The sequence below is a fragment of the Streptomyces sp. NPDC001513 genome, from assembly GCF_042894695.1.
GTDB lineage: Bacteria > Actinomycetota > Actinomycetes > Streptomycetales > Streptomycetaceae > Streptomyces.
Genome location: NZ_JBIAVU010000012.1, coordinates 120,327 through 135,292, shown reverse-complemented (window position 1 = coordinate 135,292; position 14,966 = coordinate 120,327). Strand labels below are relative to the sequence as shown.

The following is a 14,966-nucleotide window of genomic DNA, read 5'->3' as shown; positions in this document are numbered from 1 at the left end:
TGCAGTCGGGAAGATCTCGGAGGCCGACCCCCGGAGAAGTCTGTGCATGACGCTCCCGACACCTCGATGAGCCCGCCCCCTCCCTTCGGCGGCGAACCCCTCGTCCGCATCCGCGGTCTCGGCAAGCGGTTCGGCGGCACCGTCGCGCTGGCCGCGGTCGACCTCGACATCCACCGGGGCAGCGTCCTCGCCCTGCTCGGCCCCAACGGCGCCGGCAAGTCCACCCTCATCAAGGTGCTCGCCGGGGTCCACCACGCCGACGAGGGCGCGGTGACCGTGGCCGGCCACCCGCTCGGCTCCCACGCCGCCGCCCGGACCATGTCCTTCATCCACCAGGACCTCGGCCTCGTCGAGTGGATGACGGTGGCCGAGAACATCGCCCTGGGCACCGGCTACCCGCGCCGCCGCGGACTGATCTCCTGGCGGCGGACCCGGGAGCGCTGCGACGAGGCCCTGCGGATCGTCGCCGGGCACCTGGACGCCGACGCCCGCATCGCCGACCTCGCCCCTGCCGAGCGCTCGCTGGTCGCCATCGCCCGCGCCCTGGCGACCGACGCCGAACTCATCGTGCTCGACGAGCCGACCGCCACCCTCCCCGCCGCGGACTGCGCCCGGCTGTTCGCGGTCCTGCACGCCCTGCGCGACCGGGGGCACGGCATCCTCTACGTCAGCCACCGCCTCGACGAGGTGTACAAGGTCGCCGACACCTTCGCCGTCCTGCGCGACGGCCACGTGGTCGAACGCGGACCCCTCGCCGGTTTCGGCCCCGCCCGGCTGGTGCGCGCCATCGTGGGCCACGAGCCGGTCGCCCACGCGCCGACCGCGCCCCGCGCCGCCGACGGCCCGCCCCTGCTGAGCCTCGACCGCGTACGGACCGCGTACGCCGGACCGGTCAGCCTGGACCTGCGGGCCGGCGAGATCCTCGGCATGGTGGGCCTGACCGGCGCCGGCCACACGGACCTGGGCCGCGCCCTCGCCGGCGCCCGGCCGATCCTCGGCGGGCGGGCCCTGCTCGACGGCCGTCCGTACCGCCCGCGCCGGGTCTCCGCCGCCCTCGACTCCGGTGTCGGCTTCGTGGCGGGCAACCGTCAGGAGGAGGGCTGCGCCGCCGAACTGACCGTGCGGGAGAACTTCCTGGCGAACCCCCGGGCGGCCGGTGTCCCGGCGCTGCGGTGGACCGGTCCCCGGCGCGAGCGCGCCGAGGCGACCGCCCTCATCGACCGCTTCGCGGTGCACCCCCGCGACAGCGAGGTGCCGATCGCCACCCTCTCCGGCGGCAACCAGCAGAAGGTGATGGTCGGCCGGTGGCTCCGCGGGAACCTGCGCCTGCTCGTGCTGGAAGAGCCGACCGCCAGTGTCGACGTCGGCGCCAAGGCCGTGATCCACCGGCTGCTCGACGACGCGCTGGCCTCCGGCCTGGCGGTCCTGCTCATCTCCACCGATTTCGAGGAGGTCGCGAACGTGTGCCACCGCGCGCTGGTGTTCGTCCGCGGGACCGTGAGCGCCGAACTGACGGGTGCGGCCCTCACCGTCACCGAACTCACCCGCACCGCCTCGGCCATGCCCCCGATCACCGGGACCGCGACGAGCCGATGACCCGATCCCCCTCGCCCCGGTCCCCGCTGGGCCACCTTCGCGGGCACCTCATCGGCGGCTACGGTCTCCTGGCCCTCGCCGTCCTGCTCTTCCTGGTCTTCTCCCTCACCCTGCCGGGCACCTTCCCCACCCGGGACAACATCTCCTCGATCCTCTCCAACCAGTCGATCCCCGCCCTCCTGGCGCTCGGCGCCACGGTCCCGATCGCCGCCGGCAAGTTCGACCTGTCGATCGGCTACGGCCTCGGCCTGGCGCACGTGCTGGTGATGCAGCTCATCGTCAACGAGGGCTGGCCCTGGCCCCTCGCCTGCCTCGTGGTGGTCCTCGGCGGGGCGGTGTCGGGCGCGGTCAACGGCGCCATCGTCGAGTTCGGGCGGATCGACTCCTTCATCGCCACGCTCGGCACCGGCAGCATCATGTACGCCTTCACCGGCTGGATCACCGACGGCGGCCGGATCGTCCCCGGCCCGGACGGGCTGCCCGCCGCCTTCACCGGCCTCTACGACTCCCGGTTCCTCGGCCTGCCGGTTCCGGCCTTCTACGTCCTCGCCCTCACGGCCGTCCTCTGGGTGGTCCTGGAGCGGCTGCCGCTCGGCCGGTACCTGTACGTCATCGGCTCCAACCCGCGCGCCGCCGGCATCGTCGGCATCCCCACCCACCGGTACTCCGTCTACGCCTTCACCGCATCGGGGCTGATCGTCGGCTGCGCCGGGGTCCTCCTCGCCGCCCAGCAGCAGACGGGCAACCCCAGCGTCGGACTGGAGTACCTGCTGCCCGCCTTCGTCGGCGCCCTGCTCGGTGCCACCACGATCAAACCCGGCCGTGCCAACGTCCTCGGCACCGTCGTGGCCGTCGCCGTCCTCGCCATCGGCCTCGCGGGCATCGGCCAGCTCGGCGCCCAGTTCTGGGCCACGCCGCTGTTCAACGGCGGCACCCTGCTCATCGCCGTCGGTCTCGCCGGCTACTCGGCCCGCCGCCGGCTGCGCACCGGCACGACGGCGGCCCGCCGGTCCCCCGCGGAGCCTCCGGCCGCACCACCGCAGGACAGCCACCCGTAGCAGACCTCGTACGCGCACCCGCGCCAGGAGCACCGTGTACCCGAACCGCAACACCCCTCTCACGGCCGCAGCCCTGCTGACGGCGGCCACGGTCCTCGTCGCCGGCTGCGGGAGCGGCCCGTCGACGGGCGCCGGGCCGTCGGAAACCGGGTGCCCCGCCACCCTCGCGAGGGCCGGGGCGGCCGTCCGGCAGGCCGAGAACTCCGACGCCGCCTGGCACGGCCCGACCAGCGGGCCCCCGGCGGCGTCCGGCAAGACCCTCGTCTACGTCGCGCAGACCATGACCAACCCCGGTGTCGCGGGCGTCGCCAAGGGCGTCGAGGAGGCCGCGAAGGCCATCGGCTGGAAGCTCCGGGTGATCGACGGGGGCGGCACCCCCGCCGGCATCCAGGCGGCTCTCAGCCAGGCCATCACCCTCAAGCCCTCGGGCATCGTGATCGGCGGCTTCGACCCCCAGCTGACCTCGCAGCAGATGGCGCGGGCCGAGGCCGCGCACATCCCGGTCGTCGGCTGGCACGCGGTCGGGTCGCCCGGCCCGAGCGAGCGCCCCCGGCTCTTCACCAACGTCACCACGAAGGTGGAGGACGTGGCCAGGATCAGCGCGGACTGGATCATCGCGCGGTCCCGCGGCGACGCCGGAGTCGTCCTCTTCACCGACGACTCGATCCCCTTCGCCAAGAACAAGGCCGAGCTCATCCGGCAGGAGCTGGCCACCTGTTCCGGCGTACGGCTCCTGACGACCGAGAACATCCCCATCCCGGACGCCGCCAGCCGCACCCCGCAGGCGGTCTCCTCGCTCGTCTCCCGCTTCCAGGACGACTGGACCCACTCCGTCGCCATCAACGACCTCTACTTCGCGGACGCGGCCCCGGCCCTGCGCGCGGCGGGCAAGCCGGGGGCCGGACCGCCCTTCAACATCGGCGCGGGCGACGGCGACCCGTCCGCCTTCCAGCGGATCAACAGCGAGCAGTTCCAGGCCGCCACCGTGCCCGAGCCGCTGTCCGAGCAGGGCTGGCAGATCGTCGACGAGTTCAACCGCGCGTTCGCCGGCCGGCCCGCCAGCGGTTACGTGGCCCCCGTGCACATCGCGACGGCCGACAACAGTGACGGGGCCACGTCCTGGGATCCGTCCGGCTACCGCGAGGGGTACCTCAGGATCTGGGGCAGGTGACGCACGCCCCCAGCCCCCGGCGGCGGCCGGGGGCTGCGGGGCCGCCTACTGGTACGGGTCGAAGGGGATGCCCGCCGGCTTGGCCTCGGCGAGGTGGGAGGCGAAGGAGTCGTCCCTCAGCCCGAAGTGCGCGCTGCCGAAGTCGGCCTGGCTGAGCTTGTCGCGCAGGGTCGCGGGGTAGCCCGACCATCCGACGAGCGTCGGGAACTGCCAGGTGCCGCGGTGGTTCTCGGGCGGCTCGTCGTTGGTGTTCGCCGCGCGGAAGCAGTGCGTGCCGATCCCGTCCTTGTGGTAGACGATCTTGGGGTGGGTGCCGTCCCAGCGGATCTGGTCGCGCGCGTGGACGTTGAAGTCGCCGTGGGCGGAGGTCGCGACGTACTTGGCCTCGTCGTTCTGGATCCACACCACCACGTGTTCCCAGTCGTGGCGGTGGCCGCCGAGGGAGATGCCGGCGAGGGCCTGGTCCTTCTCGAAGTAGAGCGCGTAGACCACGGCGCACCAGCCGTTGTTGCACTTCCAGCGGGAGTAGCCGTTGGTGTTCTGGAGGTCCGAGGCGTCCCGGCAGCTGCCGTTGAGGGCGCCGGTGGGTTTGAGACCGCCGTTCAGATCTCCGCCCGGGCCTATGGCGGGTGTCGGGTAACAGCCGTCGGTGTCGTAGTCGTAGGCGGGCTGGAAGGTCCGCTCGATCGCCTCGGCCTGGCCGGGCAGGGCCGTGGGCGGGGCGGCGAAGGCCACCTGGGGGATGCCGACGACCAGCGCGAGGGCTGCCCCGACGACCACGGTTGATCTCCGGATGTGACGGTTCGTCCGCAAAACGGGCTCCTGACCGGTCGGCTCGACGATGGCGGGCGGAGCGCGGCCGCCTTCGGCCGACACGCCCGGAGCATCATTCGCGAACCACAGCCGACACGGCAAGGGCCCGAGCAGCCCCTCTTCCATCCCCCAGAGAGCCCGAACCACCCTTCACCCCAAGAGATTTGACTCAATGTCAGGAAATGGGAACGGAATGTTCCACCGACTCTCGACCTCCCGCCCGGAGCGAAACCCGCGTGAGGTCCCGGGCGGATCCCCGTTGGATGCGTGAACGACAAACCCCTGGCGCGCGCGTGGGAGCCGGGAGCGCGGCACACCGCTCCGGTACGTCCCGGTGGAGGAACGGGACCATGGGCCGGCGGTCAGGAGCTTCCCCGCCGTCGACGGCAGGGACGGCGGGCGGATCGGCGACATGCTGATCGAGGTGCGACTCAAGGGCGAGAAGGTGCACGACGGGAACTACGAGCTGTGCGACGCCGCCCTCGTGGACCAGCAGCCCTGCCCTGAGGACGCCTCACTCGTGGACATCGCGCTGTCGTCGGGCGCCTCAGAGGCTTCGGCGCGGTCGTGGAGCTCCGGTGGGCAGGGTCATTTCCCGACGGTGTTCATCAGGACGATGGCGACGAGGTTGAGGAAGATGACGGCGACGACGCCGCCGATCATCATCCAGGCTCTGCGTGATTCGTCCATGCGTACGAGTCACCTCCCGGCTCGCTCGGGCCGCACCCTCGCGGGAGGGTTTCGGCGGCCCTCCCGCCATGATGACCCGGTTCCGCGCGCGGCACAGGTCGGGCGCCCCGAGCCGGTCGTGACCGGTCAGGCGACCCAGGTGCCGGTCATGCCGACGACCGCCGAGCCGTCCTGGTCGACCAGCTTGGTCCCGGTGAAGGCGCGGGCCCACTCCGAGGTCTGGATGCGGAACGCGGGGCGGTCTGCGGTCAGCGCCTCCATCACGGACTCGGCCGCGCCGGCCGGGGTCTGGGCGCCGTCCAGGAACTGGCCGACCGTGCGCTCGACGTAGTGGCGCAGCGCGTCGGCGTACGGGCCGGCCGCGGCGATCCGGCCTTCGATGTCGATCCCGATGTTGTTGACGAACTCGGTGGCCACGGCGCCCGGCTCGATGACGGACACGCTCACGCCGACGGCGCCCGCGACGGGGGCCAGGCTCTCCATGTACCCCTCCACGGCGAACTTCGCGGCGCAGTAGGCCTCGTTGAAGGGCTGGCCGATGACGCCGCCGACGCTGGTGACCGTGATCAGGCGGCCGCCGGTGGCCCGCAGGTGCGGCAGCGCGGCCTTGGAGACGTTCAGCACGCCGAAGAAGTTGACCTCCATGACCTCGCGGACGTCGGCGACGGATTCGAGTTCGAGGGTGCCGACGTGCCCGGCTCCGGCGTTGTTCACGACCGCGTCCAGACGGCCGTAGTCGGCGATCACGCCGTTCACGGCGGCGGTGACGGAGGCCTCGTCGACGACGTCGAGGCGGCGGATGTCGAGGTCGACGCCCGCTTCGGCGGCTGCCTTGCGCAGGGCGTCGGCCTTGCCGGTGTCACGCAGCGTGGCGACCGTACGCCAGCCGGCCCGGGCGGCGGCGATGGCGGCCGCCAGGCCGATACCGGAGGAGGTGCCGGTGATCAGGACGGTGCGGAGGGAGGCATCGGGGGTGGTGGGGAGGGTCGACATGGCGGTCACCTTTCACGGAACGTGATTTATGTGCGTGCACACACACCATAAAGTTATGTGCGTGCGCACGCAACCCCTAGACTGCCGACATGCCGAAGAAGCTCACCGAAGCCGAGATGTCGGCGGCCGACTACGCCTTCTACGGGCTGGTCTGGGCCGGCACCACACTGACCGACCGCGTCGACCGCGCCCTCGTGAAGGCCCACGACCTCCCCGTGTCCTGGTTCGAGGTCATGCTGTGGCTGGCGTCCAGCCCCGAGCCCGTGCCCGCCTCCGTCCTCGGCAACAGCACGCTGCTCAGCCGCAGCCAGGTCTCCCGGGTGGTCGACGCCCTGCAGACCCGCGGCCTGGTGACGCGCACCCCCTCGGCACGCGACGCACGCTCGGTGGAGGTCTCCCTCACGGAGGCCGGACGCACGGTGTTCGCCGCGGCCGACGCCACCCGGCGGGAAGCCCTGGCCCCGGTCTTCACCGAGCTCCTCGACGAGCGGGACCTGGAGGCGCTGGGGACCGTGTGGCGCAAGCTCAAGGCAGAGAAGGGCCGCCTTCAGGACTGAGCGTGGCGGCGGCCGCGAAGAGGCGGGCGCAGCGCCGGGTCATGGCCTCCGGGGACTGCTCCGGATGCTTGACCCACCAGCGGACGAGGGTGGCGACCAGGTCCCGCCAGACGTACTTGAGCGCGTCGGCGTCCAGCGGGTCGGCGGACCCGGCCGCGCGCAGCAGGTCGGCGGTGCCGCCGGCCGCGAGCCCGTCGATGGCCGCCCGGTACTCCGAAGCCCGGCGGGCGGCCTCGCCGCCGGGCGGCAGCGTGGTGTCGTACAGCACGAACCACGCCTCCCGCTGTCCCTCCAGGGCGGCGAAGATGCCGTGCAGCACGCGCAGCGGCGTGTGCGGCGCGGTCCCGTCCTGGCCCATCGCCGTACGGATCGCGTCCAGCAGCCGGTCCCCGACCGGGATCAGGCAGGCGACGTACAGGTCCTCCTTGGTCCCGAGGTACTGGTGCAGCAGCGTCTTGGTGACGCCCACGCGCGCGGCGATCGCGGGGAGCGACGCGGCCGCGTAGCCGTGCGTGCCGAACTCCTCCGTGGCGGCCTCCAGCATCTGCCGGCGGCGGTGCTCCCGCGGGACTCCTTTGGTGCCGGCCTTCGAAGACGGGGCTGGTGGGGTTGCCATGAGCAGATATTATCAGTAGGTAATTTACCGCTAGGTAAATTACCTCGACCCCTGGAGTGCCCCATGACCGGCACCACCGCGCAACCGATGTCCCGTGCCCGCTCCTGGTGGGGCTGGGGGTGGGCCGACGCCCATCCCGACGACGCCGAATGCGCCGCGATGGGCGCCCTCCTGCCCGGTACCCTCGCCCGCCCGCTCCCCGTGCCCCGGGTACGGGACCTGGGCATCGGGAGCTCCGCCGTGCGGCCCCCGCGGAGCCTCGCCCGGCTGGTCACCGCCGATCCCGCGGACCGCGCCGCCCACGCCATGGGCAAGGCGTACCGCGACGTGATGCGCGCCCTGCGCGGGCGGCCCGGCCGCGTCCCCGACCTCGTCGCTCGCCCGCTGGACGAGCGGGACGTGGCCGACCTGCTGGACTGGGCCGGCGAGCGGCGGGTCGCCGTCGTCCCGTACGGCGGGGGCTCCTCGGTCACCGGGGGCGTGGAGTACCGCGGCGACGAGCACCGGGCGGTGCTGTCCCTCGACCTGACCGCCATGGGCCGTGTCCTGGAGGTCGACGCCGAGGGCCGGTCCGCCCGCATCCAGGCGGGCACCCTCGGGCCGAGCCTGGAGGACCAGCTGCGCCCGCACGGCCTCACCCTGCGGCACTTCCCGCAGAGCTTCGAGTTCTCCACCCTCGGGGGCTGGCTCGCCACCCGGGCCGGCGGCCACTACGCCACCGGCCGTACGCACATCGACGACTTCGTCCAGTCGATGCGCGTGGTCACCCCGGCCGGCACCGGAGAATCCTGGCGGCTGCCCGCCTCCGGGGCCGGCCCCTCCCCCGACCGCCTGTTCCTGGGCTCCGAGGGAGCCCTCGGCATCATCACCGAGGCCTGGGTCCGGGTGCAGGAACGCCCCCGCCACAAGGCCTCCGCCGCGGTCTCCTTCGCCGACTTCCACGACGCGCTCCGGGCGGTGCGCGCCCTCGCGCAGTCCGACCTCTCCCCCGCCAACTGCCGGCTGCTGGACGCCGGTGAGGCCGCGCTGTCGGGCGCCGCGCAGGACGGCTGCGCGGTGCTGGTGCTCGGCTTCGAGTCGGCGGACGAACCGGTGACCGCTCGGCTCGACCGGGCCGTCGCCCTCGCCCGCTCGTACGGCGGCCGGCACGAGGCGGCGCACGGCGGAGGCGACACGGTCGCCGGAGCGTCCGGTGACACCGCCGCCGGTGCGTCCGGTGACGCGGCCGTGGGCGCCTGGCGTTCGGCCTTCCTGCGGATGCCCTACCTGCGCGACGGCCTGGCCAGGATGGGCGCCGTCGCGGAGACCTTCGAGACGGCCGCCACCTGGGACCGGATCCCCGGCCTGATCGACGCGGTGCGCACCGAGGTCGGCGCGGCGGCGCTCAAGGCCACCGGACATCCCGCGACGGTCAACTGCCGTCTGACGCACGTGTATCCGGACGGCGCGGCCCCGTACTTCACCGTCCTCGCCGCCGGCCGGCCCGGTGACGAGGTCGCCCTGTGGGACGACCTCAAGGCCGTCGCGGGCGAGGTCCTGCACCGCCACCGGGCCACCATCACCCACCACCACGCCGTCGGCCGGGACCACCGCCCGGACTACGACCGCCAGCGCCCCGAGCCCTTCGCCCTCGCGCTGCGGGCCGCGAAGGGGGCGCTGGACCCGCACGGCATCCTCAACCCCGGCGTCCTCGTGGACTGACCGGTCCCGCGGACGGCGGGTGGGGCCGTGTCCGCCGGGGGGGCGGACCCGGCCCACGGGCCGGAGGGCGCGGTCAGACGCGGTCGGCGGCGATCAGCACGTACTGGAAGGAGCCGTCATTGTAGGACTCGATGAACGCCTCCTCGATACCGGTGACCAGCGAGGACGTGGCCCGCAGCTCCCAGTAGGGCAGCGTCTCGGGCGTCAGGTCGATGACGGCCTGCGGTACGAGACGGTTGTCGGCCATCGCACGCAGGTACTCGCGGCGGGAGTGGATGTTGCACTCGAAGTGCGCGTTGATCTGCGAGACCCACTTCGAGGGCTGGCCGTACCGCGGGTTCCAGCAGCCGGTGATGGTCACGTAGCGGCCGCCGACCGCGAGGACGCGCGCGTGCTCGGCGAAGAGGTCGTGCAGGTCGACGTACATGCTCGACTCGTTGTTCCACGAGCCCGCGGCCTGTCCGGTCTCGAAGGGCGTGCTCAGCATGTTGCAGACGCGGGCGTGGACGTGGTCCTCGATGCCGAGTTCACCGGCGCGCCGGTTGGCGAAGTCGGCCTGCTTGGCCGACAGGGTGACGCCCTCGACCTTGCATCCGAAGCGCTGGTGGGCCATGACCATGGAGCCGCCGCGGCCGCAGCCGGCGTCGACGAGGGTGTCCTCGCGCCGGATGGGGCCGAGGTGGTTCAGGAGGACCTCGGCCTGCGCGGACTCCAGCCGGTGGAGCTCGGCGACCAGCTTCTTCTCGTACTCGCTGTCGCCGGCGTCGCCGAGGGCCGCGTGGTCGACGTCGCCGATGCCGTAGTGGTGGTGGTAAAGGCCGTCGACGTCGCCGAGGCGCAGGTTGACGGGCCGGGCCTCGTTGTTCCAGTAACGGGCGATGTCGCCCTGGTAGGGCGTCGCCGGGGAGGGAATGATCACGGAGGGGTCCGCGGATGTGGCGGCGGTGGTGGTGAGATCGGTGCTAGTCACGGATAAGTCCATCCTTACCAGAAGTCGGGCAGGCTGTAGCGATAGGTGTTCGTCTGGTGCCAGTAGTGGTTGCCGTCGACCCATACGGCCACGCCCCGCAGGAAGCGCGACACGCTCGGGACGGGACAGCCGGCCGCCAGTGCGGCGGCTTCGGCTTCGAACTCGTGCATGAGGTCGTTGTGGACCTCGACCGCCTTCAGGTAGGCCTCCCGCTCGGACATGTCCTCGCGTTCGGCGATCACCACGGGCAGGTTCAGGTGCCGGCCGGGGCCGGCGAGTTCCTTGGTGTAGGAGTACAGGTCGTTGACGATGGTGGTGGCGTTGCCCGCGAGCGCGATGACCCGTTGCATGGCGGCCTGCGCGTGGAGGTCCGCGGGCAGTTCGTAGCCGCCGACGGAGTCGGTGATGGTCGGGCAGGGGCGGAAGTTGTTGAACTGGCGCATCGCCAGGTACTCCCACACCTCGGGCATGTGGTCCGTCTGGGCCCACGCCGCCTCGGCGAGGTACCCCATGTGCAGACGGGCCATGTCGTGCCGGAACCGGTCGGCCTGGGAGGCGGTGGCCACCTGGAGGAAGTACTCCATGGCGGAGCGGTAGGCGCGCCGCGGGGCGTCCGAGTGGAGCGACTGCGCCCACTCCGGCTGGTACTCCTTCGTCGTGTGGAGGGGGTCGAGGGCCGTGTGCGCCAGCAGGAGGCGTCCGCCGAGGCCGATGGGCGAGCCCCCGTGGTCCTCGCAGTAGCAGTCGTCGACCGCGTTCTCGGCGACCATCAGCCGGGTGGCGAGCATCAGGTGCTCGATGCTTGGGGCGTCCGGATGGCAGGCGACCATGTAGCGCCCGACGGAGAAGCCGTCGAACTCGCCCTCCCAGTCGTCGGGGTACAGGTCGACCTCGTCCACCGCCCAGTCCTTGATCCTGCGGCTGACCTCCTCCACCCGTGCGGGATCGGGCTCCGGGATCGGGTGGTAATAGAGACCGGGGATGGGATGGCCGGGCACCGGCTGCTCGAGCGCCTCGGGCACGGCGGACGCGAGCGGCTCCTCGGCCCGCGCCGCCAGGTGCAGGCTCGCCGTGCCCAGCCCGCTGGGTCCGCGCAGGATCCGCTCCAGGGCCGGGCTCGCCTGCCGCACGGCGGCGGCCCCGCCGTCGGACACGGGTACGGCGGCGGGCACGGGTACGGCGGCGGGCACGTGCACGGGCACTGCTACGGGCGCCGGTACGGGTGCCTGTACGGGCACTTCTGCGGGCACGGTGGACAGGGCGCCGGCGGCCTCGACACCGGCGGCCAGGGCGTCGGCGAAGAGGTGGGCCCCGAAACGGGCCGCAGCGGCAGGCAGGCTCGACTGCAGAGGGGAAGGCCCGGGCTCGGGCATCCGTGGCTCCTTGCTGGGGTGGGTGGGCTGTCCCGGACCGTCCCGGGCACGCTCGGCCGGTCCGGCCCGGGGTGATCCGGGCCGGCCGTCGTGGCCGTCGGGGGTGGTGTCGCTAGTCGCGCCTGCGGGCGATCTGCACGTTCTCCAGCACGCCGAGCGCGTCGGGAACCAGGATCGCGGCGGAGTAGTAGGTGGTGACCAGGTAGGAGATGAGCGACTTCTCGTCGATGCCCATGAAACGCACCGACAGGCCGGGCTCGTACTCCTCCGGCAGGCCGGTCTGGCGCAGGCCGATGACGCCCTGGTTGTCCTCGCCGGTTCGCATGACCAGCACGGAGCTGGTGTTCTCCTTGCTGATGGGGATCTTGTTGCAGGGCAGGATCGGGACCCCGCGCCAGGCCGGGACCTGCTGCCCGCCCACGTCCACGTGGTCCGGGTAGAGCCCGCGGGAGTTGAACTCGCGCCCGATGGCCGCGATCGTCCGGGGGTGGGCGAGGAAGAACTTGGAGCCGCGGCGCCGGCAGAGCAGCTCGTCGAGGTCGTCCGGAGTGGGCGGGCCGGAGTGGGTCTGGATCCGCTGCTTGAAGGCGGCGTTGTGGAGCAGGCCGAACTCCCGGTTGTTGATGAGCTCGTGCTCCTGGCGCTCGCGCAACGCCTCGATGGTGAGCCTGAGCTGCTCCTCCGTCTGGTTGTGCGGCCCGTTGTAGAGGTCGGCGACCCTGGTGTGGATCCGCAGTACGGTCTGCGCGATGGAGAGCTCGTACTCGCGGGGCTTGAGCTCGTAGTCGACGAAGGCGCCGGGCAGTTCGGCCTCGCCGGTGTGGCCGGCCGACATCGCGATCTCGGCCTCGCCGTGCTTGTTCTGCCGCTGGTGCGGGAGCGAGCTGAACTGCTGGACGTGGGCCTGGAGGCTCGGCGCCGAGGACAGCACGGCGGCGAACTCGGCGCGGGACAGGGTGAGCAGGGTGCCGGGGGTTTCGGCGGTGGCGGTGTAGTCCCACGTGGCGTCGGCGTCCAGCAGGGCGTTCTCGCCGAACTGCTCGCCGTCGGCGAGTACGGCGACGGCGACCGCGTCACCGTACTTGCCGACGGAGGTCTGGCTGACCCGGCCGTGGGCGATCAGGTGGATCTGGTCGGCGGGGGTGCCGCGCTCGACGAGCACCTCGCCGGCCCGGAAGTCGCGCTGGACGCACCGGCCGGCGATCGCGGACAGCACCTCCTCGTCCTCGAACCCGCGCAGCACGGCCAGTTCGCCGAGCTCGCGGGGGATCACCCGGACGTTGCCGCCTTCCTGGATGAACTCGATCCGTCCGTCGCCGACGGTGTAGCTGAGCCGGCGGTTCACCCGGTAGGTGCCGCCCTTGGTCTCCACCCAGGGGAGCATCCGCAGCAGCCACCGGGAGGTGATCTCCTGCATCTGCGGGGCGGACTTGGTCGTGCTGGCAAGGTTGCGGGCGGCGGCCGTGCTCAGGCTGGACTGCTGGGGGGCTTCCAGCTGCGCTTCCGGGCTCGTGTCAACAGTCATCGGTCGAGCTCTCCTTCGTAAGGGCGGCGATCGGCATACGTGCACGTCACCGGTGAAAGAGGAAAAAAGAAGGGGGAAATATTCGAGAATCCGTCCAGAACCCGGGGAACACTAACGGCGGGTAGGACCGGCGGACCCTGACACGCCGTCCTCATTACCTCGATGCAGTGATCTTGACCCGCACCACGTTTGCCGGGCCGACCGATGAGATCCAGCCTGGTCCAGACCACCGCGGCTCGTTGTCGGCAGTGGCCGCGGCGCCACACGACAAAGGCCCGCCGCGCCCGTGGGGCGCGACGGGCCTTCGCTCCGGCTACTTTCCGGCCTCGCGGCCGTCGACGTACGTTGCCACCACCTGGATGTCGCCGATGCGCGAGACGTCTACCCTGCGCGGGTCGTCGCCGAGGACGACCAGGTCGGCGCGTTTGCCCGGGGTGAGGCTGCCGGCCCGGTCCTCCCAGTGGCAGGCGTGGGCGCCGGCGACGGTGTAGGCGTGCAGGGCCTCGTCCACGGTGATGCCCTCGTCCGGGCCGATCAGCCGGCCGGATGCGGAGGCGCGCTCGACCATGAACTGAATGGCCCGCAGCGGGGAGCCGTCGGTCACCGGGCGGTCGGAGCTGCCGACCAGGGTGATGCCGTGGTCGAGGAACCCCCGGCCCCGGTAGAGCCAGGGCGCCCGCTCCGCGCCCATGATGGCCGCGTAGTCGTCGCCGAAGAAGCGCAGGAAGCTGGGCTGGACCACCGCGCTGACGCCCAGTCGGGCGATGCGCGGGAGCTGGTCGGGGCGGATCAGGCCGGCGTGCTCGATGCGGTGCCGGGCGCCGGGGCGGGGGCGCAGGCGCTGGGCGCGTTCCAGGGCGTCGAGGGCCACGTCGGCCGCGCGGTCGCCGATGGCGTGCACGGCGAGCTGCCAGCCGCCGAGGTGGCCGTCCACGATCGACTGCGCGAGCACCTCGGGGTCGTCCTGCAACTGGCCTGCGTGGTCCAGGCCTTCGTAGGGGGCGCTCAGGGCGGCGGTACGGGCCATCATGCCGCCGTCGGTGAAGATCTTGAGGGCGCCCACGGAGAGCCAGTCGTCGCCGAAGCCCGTGCGCAGGCCGAGGTCGAGGGCCTTGGGGATGCCGTCGGCCTCGTGCGCGCCGACCGGGCGCAGCCGGTCGGCGGAGATCATCAGCTGGACCCGCAGCGGCAGCAGGCCCTTCTCCCGGGCCAGTTGGTAGGCGCCCAGCTCGACCGGGGTGTGGCCGAAGAGGGCGCCGCCGATGCCCGCCTCGGCGCAGGCGGTGATGCCCTCGGCCAGGCAGGTGCGGGCGGCTCGTCCGATGGACTCGGCCACCTCCTCCTGGGAGTACGGCAGCCGCAGGGCTCGGGCGGCGCCCATCGCCCCCTCGGCGAGGAAGCCGTTCTCGTGCGGGACGTCTGCGGCGAGCAGGTCCAGGACGGCGGTGTTGACGACGCAGCCGTGCCCGGAGTCGTGCAGCACGTACAGCTTGTGGCCCTGGCTGACCGTGTCCAGTTCGGCGGCGGTCAGATGGCGGCCCAGCGCCCGCTGGTCGTAGCCGACGATGCTCACCCAGGCGCCGGGCGAGTTCTTCCGGGCGACGGCGTCCGCCACGATCGCGAGGGCGTCGTCGATGCGCGTACAGCCCGCGATGCTGGTGGTGTTCTGGGTGAAGCCGGTCCAGGGCAGGTGCACGTGGGCGTCGATGAACCCGGGGAGCACCGTGGCTCCCTGGAGGTCGATCACCTCGCGCGCGGGCAGGGCGGCGACGGCCTCGTCCAGGCCGACGATCCGGCCCTGCCAGATGCCCAGTTGACGGGCGACCGGATGGTCCGGGTCCATGGTGAGGAAGCGGGCGTTGACGATCTTGGTGCACAGCATGGGCGGTGTCGTCCCCCTGTG

Annotated in this window: 12 protein-coding genes; 5 read left to right on the top strand and 7 right to left on the bottom strand. The window is 72.4% G+C overall.

Going from position 1 to position 14,966, the window contains the following annotated elements; all coding sequences use genetic code 11:
- The first annotated feature begins 42 nt into the window (after nucleotides 1-42).
- From ACFYZ4_RS26285 to ACFYZ4_RS26275, 3 genes are read left to right on the top strand one after another with little or no spacing between them, the layout of a single operon-like run.
- Nucleotides 43-1,596, top strand: a complete 1,554-nt coding sequence (locus ACFYZ4_RS26285; RefSeq protein WP_390784970.1) for a sugar ABC transporter ATP-binding protein — start codon at nucleotides 43-45, stop codon at nucleotides 1,594-1,596.
- Nucleotides 1,593-2,654 carry an ABC transporter permease gene (locus tag ACFYZ4_RS26280; RefSeq protein ID WP_390784969.1) on the top strand — a complete coding sequence of 354 codons (1,062 nt, stop codon included), beginning with the start codon at nucleotides 1,593-1,595 and terminating at the stop codon, nucleotides 2,652-2,654. The genes ACFYZ4_RS26285 and ACFYZ4_RS26280 overlap by 4 nt, the downstream gene beginning before the upstream one ends.
- Nucleotides 2,655-2,688: 34 nt before the next feature.
- Complete coding sequence (locus ACFYZ4_RS26275; RefSeq protein WP_390784968.1) at nucleotides 2,689-3,825, top strand: substrate-binding domain-containing protein; 1,137 nt, start codon at nucleotides 2,689-2,691, stop codon at nucleotides 3,823-3,825.
- Between the two features lie 45 nt (nucleotides 3,826-3,870).
- On the opposite strand, the gene ACFYZ4_RS26270 is transcribed toward ACFYZ4_RS26275, so the two are convergent.
- Nucleotides 3,871-4,638, bottom strand: a complete 768-nt coding sequence (locus tag ACFYZ4_RS26270) for an NPP1 family protein (protein ID WP_351585322.1) — start codon at nucleotides 4,636-4,638, stop codon at nucleotides 3,871-3,873.
- 816 nt (nucleotides 4,639-5,454) lie between these two features.
- The gene (locus ACFYZ4_RS26265) at nucleotides 5,455-6,321 is read right to left on the bottom strand and encodes an SDR family NAD(P)-dependent oxidoreductase (protein WP_351297952.1); all 867 of its coding nucleotides are present in this window, start codon (nucleotides 6,319-6,321) and stop codon (nucleotides 5,455-5,457) included.
- An 89-nt stretch (nucleotides 6,322-6,410) separates the two neighbouring features.
- On the opposite strand from ACFYZ4_RS26265, the gene ACFYZ4_RS26260 reads away from it, so the two are divergent.
- Nucleotides 6,411-6,878 (top strand): MarR family transcriptional regulator, encoded by a 468-nt coding sequence (locus ACFYZ4_RS26260; protein ID WP_351297949.1) that lies wholly within the window; start codon nucleotides 6,411-6,413, stop codon nucleotides 6,876-6,878.
- Here ACFYZ4_RS26260 and ACFYZ4_RS26255 read toward each other — a convergent pair.
- Complete coding sequence (locus ACFYZ4_RS26255) at nucleotides 6,847-7,494, bottom strand: TetR/AcrR family transcriptional regulator (RefSeq protein ID WP_351297946.1); 648 nt, start codon at nucleotides 7,492-7,494, stop codon at nucleotides 6,847-6,849. The two genes, ACFYZ4_RS26260 and ACFYZ4_RS26255, sit on opposite strands and share 32 nt — an antisense overlap.
- 63 nt (nucleotides 7,495-7,557) lie before the next feature.
- Between ACFYZ4_RS26255 and ACFYZ4_RS26250 the strand changes: the two genes are divergently transcribed.
- Entirely contained in the window at nucleotides 7,558-9,195 is a 1,638-nt protein-coding gene (locus ACFYZ4_RS26250; RefSeq protein WP_390784967.1) for an FAD-binding oxidoreductase, read from the top strand.
- Nucleotides 9,196-9,268: 73 nt separating this feature from the next.
- Here ACFYZ4_RS26250 and ACFYZ4_RS26245 read toward each other — a convergent pair whose 3' ends face one another.
- The 4 genes from ACFYZ4_RS26245 to ACFYZ4_RS26230 form a co-directional block, all read right to left on the bottom strand.
- On the bottom strand, nucleotides 9,269-10,177 hold the full coding sequence (locus ACFYZ4_RS26245) for a geranyl diphosphate 2-C-methyltransferase (protein WP_390784966.1): 909 nt from the start codon (nucleotides 10,175-10,177) through the stop codon (nucleotides 9,269-9,271).
- Nucleotides 10,178-10,179: 2 nt separating this feature from the next.
- Entirely contained in the window at nucleotides 10,180-11,538 is a 1,359-nt protein-coding gene (locus ACFYZ4_RS26240) for a family 2 encapsulin nanocompartment cargo protein terpene cyclase (RefSeq protein ID WP_390784965.1), read from the bottom strand.
- A gap of 112 nt (nucleotides 11,539-11,650) precedes the next feature.
- Nucleotides 11,651-13,063 (bottom strand): family 2B encapsulin nanocompartment shell protein, encoded by a 1,413-nt coding sequence (locus tag ACFYZ4_RS26235; RefSeq protein WP_390784964.1) that lies wholly within the window; start codon nucleotides 13,061-13,063, stop codon nucleotides 11,651-11,653.
- A gap of 313 nt (nucleotides 13,064-13,376) precedes the next feature.
- On the bottom strand, nucleotides 13,377-14,945 hold the full coding sequence (locus tag ACFYZ4_RS26230) for an amidohydrolase (protein ID WP_390784963.1): 1,569 nt from the start codon (nucleotides 14,943-14,945) through the stop codon (nucleotides 13,377-13,379).
- Nucleotides 14,946-14,966 lie beyond the last annotated feature (21 nt).

What these genes read in the sequence shown, in the direction of transcription:
- ACFYZ4_RS26280 (WP_390784969.1), top strand. Translation starts at nt 1,593, where the DNA reads ATGACCCGATCCCCCTCGCCCCGGTCCCCGCTGGGCCACCTTCGCGGG.
- ACFYZ4_RS26265 (WP_351297952.1), bottom strand. Translation starts at nt 6,321, where the DNA reads ATGTCGACCCTCCCCACCACCCCCGATGCCTCCCTCCGCACCGTCCTG.
- ACFYZ4_RS26260 (WP_351297949.1), top strand. Translation starts at nt 6,411, where the DNA reads ATGCCGAAGAAGCTCACCGAAGCCGAGATGTCGGCGGCCGACTACGCC.
- ACFYZ4_RS26255 (WP_351297946.1), bottom strand. Translation starts at nt 7,494, where the DNA reads ATGGCAACCCCACCAGCCCCGTCTTCGAAGGCCGGCACCAAAGGAGTC.
- ACFYZ4_RS26250 (WP_390784967.1), top strand. Translation starts at nt 7,558, where the DNA reads ATGACCGGCACCACCGCGCAACCGATGTCCCGTGCCCGCTCCTGGTGG.
- ACFYZ4_RS26245 (WP_390784966.1), bottom strand. Translation starts at nt 10,177, where the DNA reads ATGGACTTATCCGTGACTAGCACCGATCTCACCACCACCGCCGCCACA.
- ACFYZ4_RS26240 (WP_390784965.1), bottom strand. Translation starts at nt 11,538, where the DNA reads ATGCCCGAGCCCGGGCCTTCCCCTCTGCAGTCGAGCCTGCCTGCCGCT.
- ACFYZ4_RS26235 (WP_390784964.1), bottom strand. Translation starts at nt 13,063, where the DNA reads ATGACTGTTGACACGAGCCCGGAAGCGCAGCTGGAAGCCCCCCAGCAG.
- ACFYZ4_RS26230 (WP_390784963.1), bottom strand. Translation starts at nt 14,945, where the DNA reads ATGCTGTGCACCAAGATCGTCAACGCCCGCTTCCTCACCATGGACCCG.